This window comes from Amycolatopsis sp. CA-128772, assembly GCF_002904295.1.
Classification (GTDB): Bacteria; Actinomycetota; Actinomycetes; order Mycobacteriales; family Pseudonocardiaceae; genus Amycolatopsis.
In genome coordinates this window covers 102311-117520 of the sequence record NZ_PPHG01000077.1, presented here as the reverse complement: position 1 = coordinate 117520, position 15210 = coordinate 102311, and the positions used below count along the sequence as shown (strand labels likewise).

General features: G+C 70.5%; 14 protein-coding genes. 11 read left to right on the top strand and 3 right to left on the bottom strand.

Annotated elements, in window-relative coordinates:
- The first annotated feature begins 49 nt into the window (after positions 1-49).
- Both C2L59_RS31095 and C2L59_RS31090 read left to right on the top strand, forming a co-directional pair.
- On the top strand, positions 50-676 hold the full coding sequence (locus tag C2L59_RS31095; RefSeq protein ID WP_103353092.1) for a PadR family transcriptional regulator: 627 nt from the start codon (positions 50-52) through the stop codon (positions 674-676).
- A complete protein-coding gene (locus C2L59_RS31090; protein WP_103353091.1) occupies positions 657-2264 on the top strand; it encodes a DHA2 family efflux MFS transporter permease subunit in 1608 nt (535 codons plus the stop codon). The genes C2L59_RS31095 and C2L59_RS31090 overlap by 20 nt, the downstream gene beginning before the upstream one ends.
- Positions 2265-2333: 69 nt before the next feature.
- Here C2L59_RS31090 and C2L59_RS31085 read toward each other — a convergent pair whose 3' ends face one another.
- The gene (locus C2L59_RS31085) at positions 2334-4184 is read right to left on the bottom strand and encodes a glycoside hydrolase family 3 protein (RefSeq protein WP_103353090.1); all 1851 of its coding nucleotides are present in this window, start codon (positions 4182-4184) and stop codon (positions 2334-2336) included.
- Between the two features lie 118 nt (positions 4185-4302).
- Between C2L59_RS31085 and C2L59_RS31080 the strand changes: the two genes are divergently transcribed.
- Positions 4303-4932, top strand: a complete 630-nt coding sequence (locus tag C2L59_RS31080) for a nucleoside triphosphate pyrophosphatase (RefSeq protein WP_103353089.1) — start codon at positions 4303-4305, stop codon at positions 4930-4932.
- A 100-nt stretch (positions 4933-5032) separates the two neighbouring features.
- Positions 5033-6385: a dicarboxylate/amino acid:cation symporter gene (locus C2L59_RS31075; protein ID WP_199199334.1), complete on the top strand. Its 1353-nt coding sequence runs from the start codon at positions 5033-5035 to the stop codon at positions 6383-6385.
- 37 nt (positions 6386-6422) lie between these two features.
- On the opposite strand, the gene C2L59_RS31070 is transcribed toward C2L59_RS31075, so the two are convergent.
- A complete protein-coding gene (locus C2L59_RS31070) occupies positions 6423-7145 on the bottom strand; it encodes a hypothetical protein (protein WP_103353087.1) in 723 nt (240 codons plus the stop codon).
- Between the two features lie 114 nt (positions 7146-7259).
- Between C2L59_RS31070 and C2L59_RS31065 the strand changes: the two genes are divergently transcribed.
- The 6 genes from C2L59_RS31065 to C2L59_RS31040 all read left to right on the top strand — a co-directional run bounded on the left by C2L59_RS31065 (position 7260) and on the right by C2L59_RS31040 (position 12106).
- Positions 7260-7535: an SAV_915 family protein gene (locus C2L59_RS31065; RefSeq protein WP_103353086.1), complete on the top strand. Its 276-nt coding sequence runs from the start codon at positions 7260-7262 to the stop codon at positions 7533-7535.
- A gap of 106 nt (positions 7536-7641) precedes the next feature.
- A complete protein-coding gene (locus tag C2L59_RS31060; protein WP_103353085.1) occupies positions 7642-9438 on the top strand; it encodes an acetyl/propionyl/methylcrotonyl-CoA carboxylase subunit alpha in 1797 nt (598 codons plus the stop codon).
- A 58-nt stretch (positions 9439-9496) separates the two neighbouring features.
- Complete coding sequence (locus tag C2L59_RS31055) at positions 9497-10015, top strand: DUF1707 domain-containing protein (RefSeq protein ID WP_103353084.1); 519 nt, start codon at positions 9497-9499, stop codon at positions 10013-10015.
- Between the two features lie 7 nt (positions 10016-10022).
- Positions 10023-10415, top strand: coding sequence for a DUF1707 domain-containing protein (locus C2L59_RS31050; RefSeq protein WP_103353083.1), 393 nt, complete (start codon positions 10023-10025; stop codon positions 10413-10415).
- A gap of 76 nt (positions 10416-10491) precedes the next feature.
- The gene (locus C2L59_RS31045; RefSeq protein WP_199199333.1) at positions 10492-11517 is read left to right on the top strand and encodes a hypothetical protein; all 1026 of its coding nucleotides are present in this window, start codon (positions 10492-10494) and stop codon (positions 11515-11517) included.
- A gap of 58 nt (positions 11518-11575) precedes the next feature.
- The gene (locus C2L59_RS31040; protein WP_103353081.1) at positions 11576-12106 is read left to right on the top strand and encodes a GNAT family N-acetyltransferase; all 531 of its coding nucleotides are present in this window, start codon (positions 11576-11578) and stop codon (positions 12104-12106) included.
- A gap of 339 nt (positions 12107-12445) precedes the next feature.
- Here C2L59_RS31040 and C2L59_RS31035 read toward each other — a convergent pair whose 3' ends face one another.
- Complete coding sequence (locus C2L59_RS31035; protein WP_233223782.1) at positions 12446-14215, bottom strand: glycerol-3-phosphate dehydrogenase/oxidase; 1770 nt, start codon at positions 14213-14215, stop codon at positions 12446-12448.
- A 222-nt stretch (positions 14216-14437) separates the two neighbouring features.
- On the opposite strand from C2L59_RS31035, the gene C2L59_RS31030 reads away from it, so the two are divergent.
- Positions 14438-15187 (top strand): MIP/aquaporin family protein, encoded by a 750-nt coding sequence (locus C2L59_RS31030; protein ID WP_199199332.1) that lies wholly within the window; start codon positions 14438-14440, stop codon positions 15185-15187.
- Positions 15188-15210: the final 23 nt, after the last annotated feature.

The following is a 15210-nucleotide window of genomic DNA, read 5'->3' as shown; positions in this document are numbered from 1 at the left end:
CTCCGCACCGTATAGTCCACGTGGAATAACCGACCTGGAGGAATCTCCCATGGCCTCGCCCAAGCTGACGCCACTCGGCATTGCCGTGCTGGAGCTGCTCCACGAGGGGCCGATGCACCCGTACGAGATGGCTCAGCTCATGCGTGAGCGGTACGTCCACATGCGGGTCAACGTGAAAGCAGGCTCGCTCTACCACACCGTGGAACGCCTGTGCCGCGACGGACTGATCGAGGTCGTCGACACTCAGCGTGACGGACGGCGGCCCGAACGGACTGTCTACGGCATGACGCAAACCGGGCTGGACGAGTTCACCCAGCGCGGTCGCGAGCTGCTCGGGGACCTCGCCACCGAGTTCCCCGCCTTCCTGTCCGGGCTCGGGGTGATCGACGAACTGGGGCGCGACACCTCGTTGATCGAACTCGAGCACCGGATCACCCGGCTGCGCGCCGCGGTGGCCGGGGACGACGCGGTGCTGCAGCGGCTCGCCGAAGACGAGACGCCGGCGATCTACTGGCTGGACTGGCGCTACCAGTGCGACCACCGGAAGTTCGAGCTCCAGTGGACCGAACGCCTCCACGACGACCTGCGGTCCGGGCGGATCTCCTTCCAGGACACGGAACAACCCAAGCTCACGCTCATCACCAGGGAAGACGACGATGAACGCAAGACAAGCTAACCCGTGGGCCGCGCTGGGCGCGCTGTGCCTCGGCTTCTTCATGATCCTGCTCGACACGACCATCGTGTCGATCGCGATCCCGACCATGCTGCGCGAACTGAACGCCGGGCTGAACTCCGTCGTCTGGGTGATCAGCGTCTACCTGCTCACCTACGCCGTGCCGATGCTGTTCACCAGCCGGCTCGGTGACCGCTTCGGCCCGAAGCGCGTCTTCCTCGCCGGGCTCGTGGTCTTCACCGGCGCATCCCTGTGGTGCGGCCTGTCCGGCAACGTCGAGATGCTCATCGCCGCGCGGGCCGTGCAGGGCCTCGGCGCCGCGCTGATGACGCCGCAGACGCTCGCCTTCATCACGCACCTGTTCCCGCCGGCCAAGCGCGGCCCGGCGATGGGCATGTGGGGCGGCGTCGCCGGGCTGGCCACGATCGCCGGCCCGCTGCTCGGCGGCGTGCTGGTCGACCACCTCGGCTGGGAGTGGATCTTCTACGTCAACGTGCCGATCGGCGTGGTCGCCGTCGTGCTCACGCTGCTGCTGGTGCCGGACTGGCAGCCGAAGCACGCGCACTCGTTCGACCTGCTGGGCATCGTGCTTTCCAGCGCGGCGCTGCTGTGCATCGTGTTCGGCGTCCAGAACGGCCAGCAGTACGACTGGGGCACGGTCTTCGGCGGCATCACGGTGTTCGAGATCATCGGCGCCGGTGTGGCGCTGATGGTCGCCTTCCTGGTGTGGCAGCGGTTCAACAAGCGCGAGCCGCTGCTGCCGCTGCAGGTGTTCTCGAACCGGAACTTCTCGGCCGGGACGCTCACCGCGACCACCGTCGGCTTCGCGATGACCGGCATGTTCCTGCCGCTGGTCATCTACATCCAGGCGGTGCTCGGGCTGAGCCCGACCATGGCCGGCCTGCTCACCGCGCCGATGTCGCTGCTGTCCGGCATCATCGCGCCGTTCGTCGGGCGCGCGTCGGACAAGGTCAACGGCAAGTACCTGGTGATGTTCGGCCTGGCCGCGCTCGCGGCCGGGCTCGGGATCATCGCCCTGCAGGCGACGCCGGACAGCAACGCGTGGTCGTTCGTGCCGGCGCTGCTGGTCTGCGGTCTCGGCATCGGCTGCATCTTCTCGCCGATGAGCAACCTGACCATGGGCTCGATCGAGCCGCGGCTGACCGGGACCGCGTCCGGCATCTTCAACACCGCCCGCCAGGTCGGCGGCGTGCTCGGCAGCGCCGCGATCGGCGTGCTGCTGCAGGCGCAGATCAGCGCGTCCATCGCCGACGAGGCGACGACGGCGGCGGCGCAGCTGCCGGAGCAGTACCGGGCGCCGTTCGCCGAGGGGATCGCCCACGCGGCGGCGAGCACCGGCGAGTTCGGCTCGACCGGCGGCTCGTCGCCGATGCCGGGCCTGCCCGCGGAGATCGCCGCGCAGGCGGGGAAGCTGGCGACCCAGGCAGTCCACAATGGACTGACCGACGCCGCCCGCGTGACCATGCTGCTGCCGATGGGCGTGCTCCTGCTCGGCGTCATCTCCGCCGCGGTGATGCAGCGGGTCAAGCCGCGCTGGGAAGCCCCGGTACCCGAGGCGGCCGCGGCGTAGCACCGTGCAGGCCCCCGGTCCGGTGTCGGGTACCGGGACGGGGGCCTGCGCGGACCGCGGGAGCGGTGGCTAGCGGCGGCGGCTGTAGGACAGGCCGAACCCGTACGGGAACAGGCCCTGCTTGCCGTCACCGACGTTGATCGGTTCCTGCGACGAGCTCTTCGGCCAGGTGAAGCTCAGCTTCCCGGTCGGGTTGTAGTCGCCGTAAAGCACGTCCGCGACGCCGGCGCCTTCCGAGCCCGGCAGCCAGGCCGCCACCAGCCCCCTGGCCGACGGCAGCTGCGCCGCGATGTCCAGCGGCCGCCCGGAAACGGTCACCACGACCAGGGGCACGCCCGAGGCCTTCAGCTTGGCGATGAGGGCGACGTCTTCGGCGTCGAGGCCGAGTCCGTTCGGCCGGTCTCCCTGCCCCTCGGCGTACGGCGTTTCGCCCACCACGGCGACCGCGACCTTGTAGCCGGAGTTGATTCCGTTACCCGCACGGTCATAGGTCACCACCGTGCCCTTCCCGGCACCGGCCTTGATGCCGTCGAGGATCGTCGTGCCCGGGATCACCCGCGTGCCGCTCTGGCCCTGCCAGGTCAGCGTCCAGCCGCCGGCCTGGTTGCCCATGTCGTTCGCGTTCTTCCCGGCCACGAAGATCTTGTTGTTCTGCTTCGCCAGCGGCAGCACGCCTTCGTTCTTCAGCAGCACCTGCGACTCGCGCACCGCCTGCCGCGCCACGGCGTGGTGCGCCGCGCTGCCGAAGTCCTGCTGCAGCGAACGGTCGGTGTACGGGTGCTCGAACAGGCCCAGCTCGAACTTCTTGGTGAGGATCCGCCGGTTGGCGTCGTCGATGCGCGACATCGGGACGTGCCCGTTGCCGACTTCCGCCTTGAGCGTGCTGATGAACTTCAGGTAGTCGTTGGGCACCATGACCATGTCCATCCCGGCGTTGACGGCCTGGCTGACCTCGGCCGCGGTGAACCCGGGCTGGCCGTCGATCTGGTCGATGCCGTTCCAGTCGGAGATCACGTAGCCGGAGAAGCCCAGCTCGCCCTTGAGCAGGTCGGTGATCAGGAACTTGTTGCCGTGATCCTTGACGCCGTTCCAGCTGTTGAAGCTGATCATCACCGAGCCGACGCCGTGGGCGACCGCGGCCTGGAACGGCGGCAGGTGGATCTTCCGCAGCTCGTCCAGGCTGATCTGGGTGTTGCCCTGGTCGACGCCGCCGGTGGTGCCGCCGTCGCCGATGAAGTGCTTGGCCGTGGCCATGATCGACGTCGTATTGCTGAGCGAGGCGCCCTGCAGGCCCTCGATGATCACGGAGTTCGCGACGGCGTTGGCGGGGACCTCGCCGTAGGACTCGTACGTGCGGCCCCAGCGGTCGTCGCGGGCGACGCACAGGCAGGGCGCGAAGCCCCACTTGACGCCGGTGGCGGCGGACTCGTCGGCGGTGATCGCGCCGATCTGCTTGACCAGCTGTGGGTCGTTCGCGGCGCCGAGGCCGATGTTGTGCGGGAACACCGTGGCGCCGTAGACGTTGTTGTGGCCGTGCACGGTGTCGGAGCCGTAGACGATCGGGATGCCGAGGCCGGTCGACGTCGCCGCCCGCTGGTAGGCGTCGATCATGTCCGCCCACCCGGCCGGGGTGTTCGGCGTCGGCGTCGAACCGCCGCCGGAGAGGATGGACCCGAGCCGGGCGGCGGCGGACTGGGCGGGCGTCGCGGCGCCGCGCTCGCCCTCGGTCATCTGCCCGACCTTGTCGTCGAGCGTCATCCGCGCCATCAGGTCGGTGACGCGGTCGGCGACCGAAGCGCGGGAGTCCTTGTACAGCGGCGTCGCGGTGGCGGACGCCATCGGGACCAGGGCCGTGCCCGCGAGCAGGAGGCCGGCCAGGACAGTGGTTCGCAATGATCTCGTGGTGCGGAGGAGCGGCATTGTTCTCTCCGTGACAATCCGTCGATCCATAAGTTGCGAGCCAAAACAAATTAGCTCTATCGCGGAGTGACGCCGGTCACAATTCGGTCACGACCGCCAGGTCAAGTAAGTTTCAGTCGTGAAGTTCGTCCTCGCCTCCCAGTCCCCCGCCCGCCTCGCCCTGCTGCGATCCGCCGGCCTCGAGCCCGCCGTCTTCGTGTCCGGCGTCGACGAGGACGCGGTCGCCGCGTCCCTCACCGACCCGTCCCCATCCGAGCTGGTCGCCGCGCTCGCCGCGGCCAAGGCCGAAGCCGTCATCGACCAGGTCGCCGCGGCCCACCCGGACGCCGTCGTGGTCGCCTGCGACTCGATGCTGAACATCGGCGGGCGGATGGTCGGCAAACCGGCCGATCCGGACATCGCGCGGCAGCGCTGGGCGGCGATGGCGGGGTCATCCGGTGAACTCCTCACCGGCCACGCGGTCGTCCGGCTCCAGGGCGGGACGCGCACGAAGGAGACCAGCGGCTGGGAGTCGACCACCGTCCGGTTCGGCACGCCGAGCCGGCACGAGATCGACGCCTACGTCGCCAGCGGCGAGCCGCTCAACGTGGCCGGCGGCTTCACGATCGACGGCCGGGGCGGCTGGTTCGTCGACGGGCTCGACGGCGGCCACACGAGCGTCATCGGGATCAGCCTGCCGCTGACGCGCCGGCTGCTGGCCGAGGTCGGCGTGAGTGTCGTGGATCTCTGGCAGCCTCCCGCATCCTGAGAAAGGCACCACACCATCGGGTGATCCGGAAGAGTCCTTGCTTGCCTGACGTTCTCGTTACCCGGCAGGACCAGAAACTTTCGAGCTCCGGAGTCGCCCCGTGTCTTTCGTACGGACATACACCAAACCGCGGGTGTTCGCGGCCGCGGTTCTCGGCTCGCTCGTCGTCGGCGCCGCCCTCGGTGTCGTCGCGCGGCAGACCGAGGCCGGCTGGCTGACCGATCTCCTCGACCAGATCGGCTCCATCTTCACCACGCTGCTGCAGATCGCGGTGATCCCGCTGGTCTTCACGGCGATCGTGGTCGGCATCAACAGCCTCCGCGGCCTCGGCGGCGGCCGCACCGCCGCGCGCCTGGGCGGCAAGACGGTGCTGTGGTTCGCGATCACGTCGTTCATCGCGTCGCTGATCGGCATCGCGGTCGGCCGGATCTTCAACCCGGGCGCCGGCGGCCTCGGCGGCGTCGAGGCGACGGCCAAGAACGCCGACAAGGCCGCGAAGAGCGTCGACCACTGGGGCTCGTGGGACGCCTTCGTCAACGGACTGCTGCCGGAGAACTTCGTGAAAGCGTTCTCCGACGGCGAGACGCTGCAGGTGCTGTTCCTCGCGCTGGTGATCGGCGCGGCCGCCTACAGCCTGGGGGACAAGGCGAAGCCGTTCGTCGACTTCACGACGAGCGTGTTCGAAATCATCCAGCGCTACCTCGGCTGGATCGTCCGGCTGGCCCCGATCGGCATCATCGGCCTGATCGGCGCGGCGGTCGCCAACTACGGCGACGCGCTGTTCCGGCCGCTGTTCTCCACCACGCTCGCGGTGTACGTCGGCTGCCTGCTCGTGCTGTTCGTCGTCTACCCGATCCTGCTGCAGTTCGTGGCCAAGGTCAGCCCGCTGAAGTTCTTCTCCAAGGCGGGCACGGCAATCCAGTTCGCGTTCGCTTCGCAGTCGTCGGCCGCGACCCTGCCGCTGACCCGCCAGTCCGCGGTCAACCTCGGCGTCCAGCCGGCGTACGCGGCCTTCGCGACCCCGCTCGGCAGCGCGACCAAGATGGACGGCTGCGCGGCGGTGTTCCCGGCGATCGCGGCGATCTTCGTGGCCAACCTGGCCGGGGTGTCGCTGAACTTCTGGCAGTACGTGGGCATCGTCGTGGTGGCCGTGGTCGGCGCGCTGGCGACGGCCGGCACCACGGGCTGGCTGACGGCGTTCACGCTGACGACGTCGTTCATCGGCCTCGACGCCAAGCAGGTCGCGCTGGGCCTGGCCCTGATCTACTCGGTCAACCCGATCATGGACATGATGCGCACGGCGACGAACGTGGCCGGCCAGATCGTGGTGCCGACGATCGTGGCCCGCAGCGAAGGCCTCCTCGACGACGAGGTCCTCAACGCCCCGACCGACCGCCCCGAGCACACCGACGACGGCTCCGCGGCTCGCCACACCGAACCCGCCCACGCCTGACGCAAAAGCGGCACTTTCACGTGAAAGTGCCGCCCTCTCAGGAGGGGCAGGTGCGGAGGTCGGCGCGGGTCAGGCGGATGTCCGGCCAGCCGCGCAGGTCGGACGGCGACGTCACCCGCCGCGTGCAGCCCACCGATCGGCCCGACAGGTCGTACACCTCGCCCAGCACCGGCGCCGACGTGCACTTCGGGGTGCCGGACGCGGAGTCCGGGCAGTCGTGGCGGACCACGATCACGTCGGGGCTGGCGTCGGCCGTGACGTCGTAGAGCGACAGCGTCCCGGCGTCCGCGTAGAACGGCTTGCCCGGGTCGCGCCACACTCCCCCGCTGCCGACCAGCAGCTCGCCGTACGCGGCCGTGCCGTCGTCGCCGACGTCGCCGCGGACCAGGCACGCCGGGGCCGGGCCGTCGATGCAGCGCAGGGAGTTCTGGTCCAGCCGCACGCCCAGCTGGGCGATCGAAAGCTCGAACACCGTGCCCGGTTCCGGGCCGACGCGCAGCCGCGCCGAACCGCCCGCCGCGTCGGCCAGCAGCACCACCGGCGTGCCCCCGACCGCGACCGCCGCGAGCTGGCGGCAGGGGTCTCCGCCGCAGGTCACCACCGGTGTCACCGGCGCGGCCGCGGGTTCGGCCGCGCCCAGTGGCGCCTCGGGCCGCGGCCGCAGCAGGAACACCGCGCCGATCGCGCCGACGGTCACCACCGCGGCCAGCACCGCGGTGAGCAGCGCCGACCGGGGCGTCCGCGCTGCCGTAGTCCGCATAAGACAGAGCGTAAGCCGCTTTGCGACGGCGTGTCGGAAGCGCCCCGGCACGATGTGGCGGGTTCAACCCGACGGGGTCACGCGTAGCGCACGGTATCCGTCTATGTTGTCCGGGTGACGAACCCGAACCTGCCGCCCGCCCTCTACCTGCCGACCGGCCCGGTCAGCGCCGAAACCGAAGGCGCGTCGATCGAACTGCGCCGCACGCCGGACGGCCGCACCGCGCTGGTCGCCTTCACCGCGCTCGACCGGCTGATCGACTGCTGCGGCGAGCACCAGCCCTGGGCCCTGGTGAACACCGAGCACCTGGCCAAGATCCACGCGGCGAACCCGTACGACGTGATCGTGCTCGACTCGCCCCTGCCCGAGGAGCTGCGCCACCACGTCTGAGCGTGGTTCACCTCTCACTCAAGAGACTCCCGACGTCATATCCGTAGACTTCCCTGATGCCGCGTGGGCGGTCAGCAATGCAGCTGTCGGACGCAGGAGGTGCGGGGTGGCCGAGCAGGTCGGCGAAACCACGGGTGGTCCGGTGACCAAGATCCTGGTCGCCAACCGTGGCGAAATCGCGGTACGCGTGATCAGAGCCGCCAAGGACGCCGGGCTGACCAGCGTCGCGGTGTACGCCGATCCGGACCGCGACGCACCACACGTCCGCCTGGCCGACGAAGCCTTCGCGCTCGGCGGCACCACGGCGGCCGAGAGCTACCTGAACATCGGAAAGATCCTGGACGCCGCCAAGCGCTCGGGCGCCGACTCGGTGCACCCGGGTTACGGCTTCCTCTCCGAAAACGCGGACTTCGCCCAGGCCGTCCTCGACGCCGGGCTGACCTGGATCGGGCCGAGCCCGCAGGCCATCCGCGACCTCGGCGACAAGGTCACCGCGCGCCACATCGCCATGCGCGCGGGCGCGCCGCTGGTGCCGGGCACGAAGGAACCGGCCAAGGACGCCGCCGAGATCGTCGCGTTCGCCGACGAGCACGGCCTGCCGGTGGCCATCAAGGCCGCGTTCGGCGGCGGTGGGCGCGGCCTGAAGGTGGCGCGCACCCGCGAAGAGATCCCCGAGCTGTTCGAGTCGGCCACCCGCGAAGCGGTCGCCGCGTTCGGCCGCGGCGAGTGCTTCGTCGAGCGCTACCTGGACAAGCCGCGGCACGTCGAGGCGCAGGTGCTGGCCGACATGCACGGCACCGCGATCGTCGTCGGCACCCGCGACTGCTCGCTGCAGCGCCGGCACCAGAAGCTCGTCGAGGAGGCGCCCGCGCCGTTCCTGAGCGACGAGCAGCGCAAGCGCATCCACGAGTCCGCGAAGGCGATCTGCAAGGAAGCCGGCTACTACGGCGCCGGCACGGTCGAGTACCTCGTCGCGACCGACGGCACGATCTCCTTCCTCGAGGTCAACACCCGCCTGCAGGTCGAGCACCCGGTGTCGGAGGAAACGACCGGGCTCGACCTCGTCCGTGAGATGTTCCGCATCGCGCGCGGCGAGAAGCTGCGGATCACCGAGGACCCCGAGCCGCGCGGCCACTCGATCGAGTTCCGCATCAACGGCGAGGACGCCGGCCGCGGCTTCCTGCCCGCGCCCGGCACGGTGACGAAGTTCGTCGCGCCGAGCGGTCCGGGCGTGCGCGTCGACTCCGGCGTCGAGTCCGGCAGCGTCATCGGCGGGCAGTTCGACTCCATGTTGGCCAAGCTGATCGTCACCGGCTCGGACCGGAACAACGCCCTGGAGCGCAGCCGCCGGGCGCTGGCCGAGATGGTCGTCGAAGGCATGGCGACCGTGCTGCCGTTCGACCGCGTGATCGTCGACGACCCCGCGTTCATCGGCGACGAGAACGGCTTCAGCGTGCACACCCGTTGGATCGAAACGGAATTCGACAACCGGATCGAGCCGTTCGTCGCGCCGGACGTCGAGGCTGCCGAGGAAGAGCCGCGCCAGAACGTCGTGGTCGAGGTCGGCGGGCGGCGCCTGGAAGTGTCGCTGCCGGGCGGGTTCGCGTTCGAAGGGGGCGGCGGCGGGGGCGGCACGGCCGTCAAGGCCAAGCCGCGCAAGCGCGCCGGCGGCACCAAGGCCGCGGTGAGCGGCGACGCCGTCACGGCGCCGATGCAGGGCACGATCGTGAAGGTGGCCGTCGAAGAGGGCCAGAGCGTCGAAGCCGGTGAGCTGATCGTCGTCCTCGAGGCGATGAAGATGGAGAACCCGGTCACCGCGCACAAAGCGGGCACCGTGACCGGTCTTTCGGTCGAGGTCGGCGCCGCCGTGACGCAGGGCACGCAGCTTCTCGAGATCAAGTAGCGCGGTTCGTTACAGATGTCGTGGTGGGCCGCCCCCGGGGCGGCCTACCATCGACTACGTGACCGAAGTCCCGTCTCCGCAGCTGCGGATCAGCGACCAGAACCGCGAGTCCGCGCTGTCCGCGCTCGGTGAGCACATGACCGCGGGGCGGATCGACATCGACGAATACGGCGAGCGCTCGGCCCGGATCACCGCGGCCAAGACGCGCGGCGAACTGGGTGAGATCTTCGCGGACCTGCCGGCGCCGCACCCGCAGTACGACGACGTGCCGAAGGCCGCCGTCGCGACCCCCGAGCCGGCGAACGACCCCGCACCGCGGCCGGCGGCCCCGGACGGCTGGTCGTCGTCGCAGCGGTTCGTGGCCGCGTTCGTGCCCCTGGTCTGGATCGCGGTGATCGCGCTGATCGCGTCCGGGGTGGTGGCCGGGACGCTGATTCTGCTGCCGATCGGGCTGAGCGTGTTCGGCCGCGCGATGTGGGGCCACGGGCACCACCACGACCGTCGCGACCGGCACCTGCGAGACCGGGAACGCCGTCGCGAACTGCGTGATTCCTACCGGCGCGAGCTGGGCCGCTGATCCGGGCGTGGGCGACATGCGGTTGAGCGACGCCGAACGCCAGGACGCCCTGGACGTCCTGGAAGAGCACGTCCGCACCGGGCGCCTCGACATCGACGAGTACGGCGCCCGGTCCGCGAAGGTCACCGCGGCCAAGCGGGTCAGCGAGCTCGTCCCGTTGTTCGAAGACCTCCCCTCGCCCCGCCCGAGCGCGTTGCTGAACGGCGTTTCGGCGCCTCGGGTCCCGGTGGCGTCGTCGGAGGACAACGCGCTGGTGCGCTTCCTGACCGCGGGCGCGGTGCCGATCGCGATCGTCCTGGCGATCGCGGTGCTGATCCTGTCCCGCGGCCGGCTGCTGATCATCTCGGTGGCGCTGCCACTGGTCGTGGCCATGATCGCGGGCGCCCGCCGCCGTCGCTGATTACTCCCTTTGCCGGGCAACCTGCTCCCGCGTTCCGACGTGGTGATCACGCAGGTCGGGGGAAAGGGAGACAACCATGAACAGGATGTGGACGCGGTCGGGGGCGCTCGCCACGGCGGCGCTCGCCGTCGCGGCGCTGGCGGCCGGGCCGGCACAGGCCGCGACCGGGCGGCTGGGCTGGCAGGCGACGCTGCTGCCGTTGCCCGCCGGCGCCGACCCGGCGGGGCACGGCTATCTGCACGCTTCGGACGGCCACGGCGAGTACACGGGGTCGTTCATCGTGGACGGCAAGCTGCAGGTGGTGAGCTGGCGCGGGGGCAAGCCGGTGCTGCGCGGCGCGCCGGCGGGTTTCGAGTGGGCGATGGCCGAAGGGGAGGACAGCGCGGGGCGGATCTACGGCGAGGCGCTCGACTACGACACCAACGACGACCGCACGTTCGTCCTCGACGACACGGGCTTCCACCTCCGCGACAACCCGCCCGGCTACCGGTCGTTCGAGATCCGCGCGGTGAACCGGCGGGGCGACGCGGCCGGCCTGGTCTTCACCGACGACCCGGCGGACAACGCGGCGGCGGTCTGGCCGGCGGGTGGCGGCGCGGCCACGGTGTTCCCGCTGCCGGCCGGCGCGGACAACGTGGTCGACATCGACGACGACGGCGCGATCCTGTTCAGCGGGTTCGCGCGCGACATCGTCTGGAAGAACGGCGTGAGCCGCCCGCTGGCGGACATCCCGGGCTTCTCGAACCCGCACGGTTCGGCGATCCGCAACGGCGTCGTGGTCGGGTTCGCCTCGAACGCCAACGCGTCCCAGGCGATCCGCTGGACAACGCCGGAGACGCCGGTCGCGCTGGCCGGCGGCGACTACGCGGGCGACCTGAACGTGGGCGGCTTGACGATCGGCCAGGCCCCGGTCCCGGGCTCGTTCCGCGGCAAGCCGACGGCGTGGCGCGGAACCACCCCGGCCGGCGACCTGAAGCAGCCGGGCACCTACCCGGGCTACCTGGCCAGCCACGTCACCGACGACGGCGTGTTCACCGGCTGGGCTTCGAACGGCGCGCTCGACGAGGGCGGCGTCCCGGTGATCTGGCGTTTCACCCCGTAAGAGGCGGTCGATGCCAGGCCGGGGGCGGCGCGCTCCCGGCCTGGCTAGGCTGGGTGGAGTGGAACCGGTGGAGATCAACGCGGGCACGTACTACCTGCGCCAGCTGCGCGCCGACCGGCACATCGACGACCGCCGGCTCCTGATGGAGGCGTTCGCGGACCCGACGCACCGCAAGTACGTGCTGAACTACCGGTTGCGCACGCTGGACGAGGCAACGGAGTACGTGGCGCTGCGAGCGGCCCAGTGGGCGGGCGACGAGCGCTGTTCGTGGGCGATCGCCGAGCCGACATCGGGCCGCTTGCTGGGCGAAGTGGGCCTACGCGAGCTGAACCTGGACGCGGCGTACGCGGAGGCGACGATCTGGATCCACCCGGCCGAGCGAGGCAAGGGAGTCGCGACAACGGCGTTGAACGCGGCGCTCAGGTTCGGCTTCGGGGGGTTGGGGCTGGCCGAGGTGAGCTACCGGTACGAGGAGAGCAACACGGCATCGGCGATCGTGGCCGAGCGGTGCGGGTTTACGCTGATCGGCCCGGAGCCGGAGCGAGCCGCGACGGGGGAACGCCTGATTCGTTGGCACCGGACTTCCTAAGGGTTCTCGGTCCCGGGCCGCTTGGCGCCGGAGGGTCCTGACCAGCCTCGTTCGCGGGTCGCAGGCACCCAACGTCCTGCGGATCCTCGGTCCCGGGCCACCGGCACCGGCACCGGCACCGGCACCGGAGATCCTGACCAGCCTCGGTGGCGGGCCGCTGGCACCCAACGTCTCGAGGCCCCTCGGTCCCGGTCCGGGCAGCACCGAACGTCCTGAATCGCCGCCATTCCCGCGGGGGCGCCCCCCGAGGCCAGTCTATCGGCGCCTCCGGACAGAAACCGGTCCGAAAGCGCCCCGCAGCGCCGGTTGTCCACAACCCGGCAGGGCTGTGGACAACCCTCAGCTCACCGGCTCCACGATGCCCGCCCGGGCCTCCGGAGCCGCCGACCGCAAGGCATCCGCCGCTTCGTCACTCGGCTGCGACTGCGACTCGCGCTCGGCCTCCACCCTTGCCTGGTACACCTCGATCTCGCGCTTCACCGTTTCGGGGGACCAGCCGAGGACCTCGCCGACCAGGGTGGCGACCTGCGCGGCGCAGTCCACGCCGCGGTGGGCGTACTCGATCGAGATGCGCGTCCGGCGGGCCAGGACGTCCTCCAGGTGCAGCGCCCCTTCGTGCGAAGCCGCGTACACCACCTCCACGCCCAGGTAGTCCGGGGCGTGCTCGATCGGCTTCAACAGCTCCGGGCGGCCCTCCGCCGAGGCCAGGACCTCGTGGACCAGCGAGCCGTAGCGGTCCAGGAGGTGCCTCACCCGGTAGGGGTGCAGCCCATGCTCCGCCGCCAGGTGGTCGGCCTGGTTGACCAGTGCGTGGTAGCCGTCCGCGCCCAGCAGGGGGACCTTGTCCGTGATCGAGGGCTGGGAGCGGCCCGGCAGGTCGACCGCCGCCGCGTCGACCGCGTCCGCCGCCATCACCCGGTAGGTCGTGTACTTGCCGCCCGCGATCGCCACCAGGCCCGGGGCCACGCGGGCCACCGCGTGCTCGCGCGAGAGCTTCGAAGTCTCTTCGCTCTCCCCCGCCAGCAACGGGCGAAGGCCCGCGTACACGCCTTCGATGTCGTCATGCGTCAGCGGCGTCGCGAGGACCGTGTTGACGTGCTCGAGGATGTAGTCGATGTCGTGCTTCGTCGCCGCCGGGTGGGCCAGGTCGAGTTCCCAGTCCGTGTCCGTCGTTCCCACGATCCAGTGATTGCGCCACGGGATCACGAACAGCACCGACTTCTCGGTGCGCAGGATCATCCCCGACTCCGACACGATCCGGTCGCGCGGGACGACGATGTGCACGCCCTTGCTCGCGCGCACCCGGAACCGGCCGCGGCCGCCGGACAGCCGCTGCAGCTCGTCGGTCCACACGCCGGTGCAGTTGATCACCGCGGCCGCCGAGATCTCCGTTTCGCGGCCGTCCTCGACGTCACGCACGCGCACGCCCGACACCCGGTCGGCTTCGCGCAGGAACCCGACGACCTGGGTCGAGGTCCGCACGACCGCGCCGTAGTGCGCCGCCGTCCGCGCCACCGTCATCGTGTGGCGGGCGTCGTCGGACTGCGCGTCGTAGTAGCGGATCCCGCCGATCAGCGCCGACCGCTTGAGCGCCGGCACCATCCGCAGCGCGCCCGCCCGGGTCAGGTGCTTCTGGCCGGGGACGCTGCGGGCGCCGCCCATCGTGTCGTACATCAGCAGACCCGCCGCGGTGTACGGCCGCTCCCACACGCGGTGCGTCAGCGGGTAGAGGAAGCTGACCGGCTTCACCAGGTGCGGCGCGATGGTCGTCAGCATCAGCTCACGCTCGCGCAGTGCTTCCCGGACCAGGCCGAACTCCAGCTGTTCCAGGTAGCGCAGGCCGCCGTGGAAGAGCTTGCTCGACCGGCTCGACGTCCCCGACGCGAGGTCGCGGGCTTCGACGAGGGCGACCCGCAGCCCGCGCGTCGCCGCGTCCAGGGCCGTGCCCGCGCCGACGACGCCACCGCCGATCACGACGAGGTCGAAGGTCTCGTTCCCGAGCCGTTGCCAGGTCTCTTCCCGCTTGGCCGGGCCCAGTCGAGCCGGGTTCGTCTCCGCTGCGTGCTGCGCCACGTGACATCCTCCTCGTGCTGGCGGGGGTTCCAGCATCGCACGACCCGGTGATCCTCCGCCCGTCCACGGATGACACTTGTGGCGTAACCCTCCGCGATCTTGACCGGGATCTTGACCGGGATCTTGAAAGAATTCGGCTCTCCGGTGCTTGGAAGTAGCTTCTACGCCCCGGTAACGTCGCGCGGACGTGGGTCGGCAACGGAGCCGTGGCACGCCGTGATCGACCCTGCGCAGAGTGTCCAGTGTGGAGGTGCAGCGGTGAGTGCTGGGGCAATAATCGTCTGGGAACTACTGGGAACGGCCGCCCTGATCCTGCTCGGCAACGGTGTGGTCGCGAACCACGTCCTCCGGAAGACCAACGGCAACAACGGCGGCATGCTGTTCATCAACTTCGGATGGGCGTTCGCCGTCTTCACCGGCGCCAGCATCGCCGCGCCCAGCGGTGCGCACCTCAACCCGGCGGTGACGCTGGGCCTCGCCATCGCCGACAAGACCCCGTGGGCCGACGTTCCCTTCTACTTCATCGGCCAGTTCGCCGGGGCCATCATCGGCGCCATGCTCTGCTGGGCCACCTACAAGCTGCAGTTCGACGACCACCCCGAGCCCGAGAACACCCTCGGCATCTTCTCCACCGGCCCGCAGATCCCGAACATCGCGTGGAACCTCGTCACCGAGGTCATCGGCACCTTCGTGCTGGTGGCCTGGATCCTGCTCAGCCCGACCTACGCCGCCAGTGACGGCGGGACGCCGAACTTCGGCAACTCCGCGCTGGGCTACGCGGGTGTCTCGTTCGTCGTCCTCGTGATCGGCACCTCCCTCGGCGGTCCGACGGGGTACGCCATCAACCCGGCGCGCGACCTCGGTCCCCGGATCGCGTACGCGTTCCTGATGCCGATCCGGAACAAGGGCAACGCCAACTGGGGCTACTCGTGGATCCCGGTCGTCGGCCCGCTCGCCGGTGGCGCCCTCGCCGCCCTCCTGTACCTCGTCGTCCACAACCTGACCTGATCGCCGTTCGACGCCAATTCCGG

What these genes read in the sequence shown, in the direction of transcription:
- C2L59_RS31035 (WP_233223782.1), bottom strand. Translation starts at nt 14,215, where the DNA reads ATGCTGGAACCCCCGCCAGCACGAGGAGGATGTCACGTGGCGCAGCAC.
- C2L59_RS31045 (WP_199199333.1), top strand. Translation starts at nt 10,492, where the DNA reads ATGAACAGGATGTGGACGCGGTCGGGGGCGCTCGCCACGGCGGCGCTC.
- C2L59_RS31070 (WP_103353087.1), bottom strand. Translation starts at nt 7,145, where the DNA reads ATGCGGACTACGGCAGCGCGGACGCCCCGGTCGGCGCTGCTCACCGCG.
- C2L59_RS31090 (WP_103353091.1), top strand. Translation starts at nt 657, where the DNA reads ATGAACGCAAGACAAGCTAACCCGTGGGCCGCGCTGGGCGCGCTGTGC.
- C2L59_RS31095 (WP_103353092.1), top strand. Translation starts at nt 50, where the DNA reads ATGGCCTCGCCCAAGCTGACGCCACTCGGCATTGCCGTGCTGGAGCTG.
- C2L59_RS31085 (WP_103353090.1), bottom strand. Translation starts at nt 4,184, where the DNA reads ATGCCGCTCCTCCGCACCACGAGATCATTGCGAACCACTGTCCTGGCC.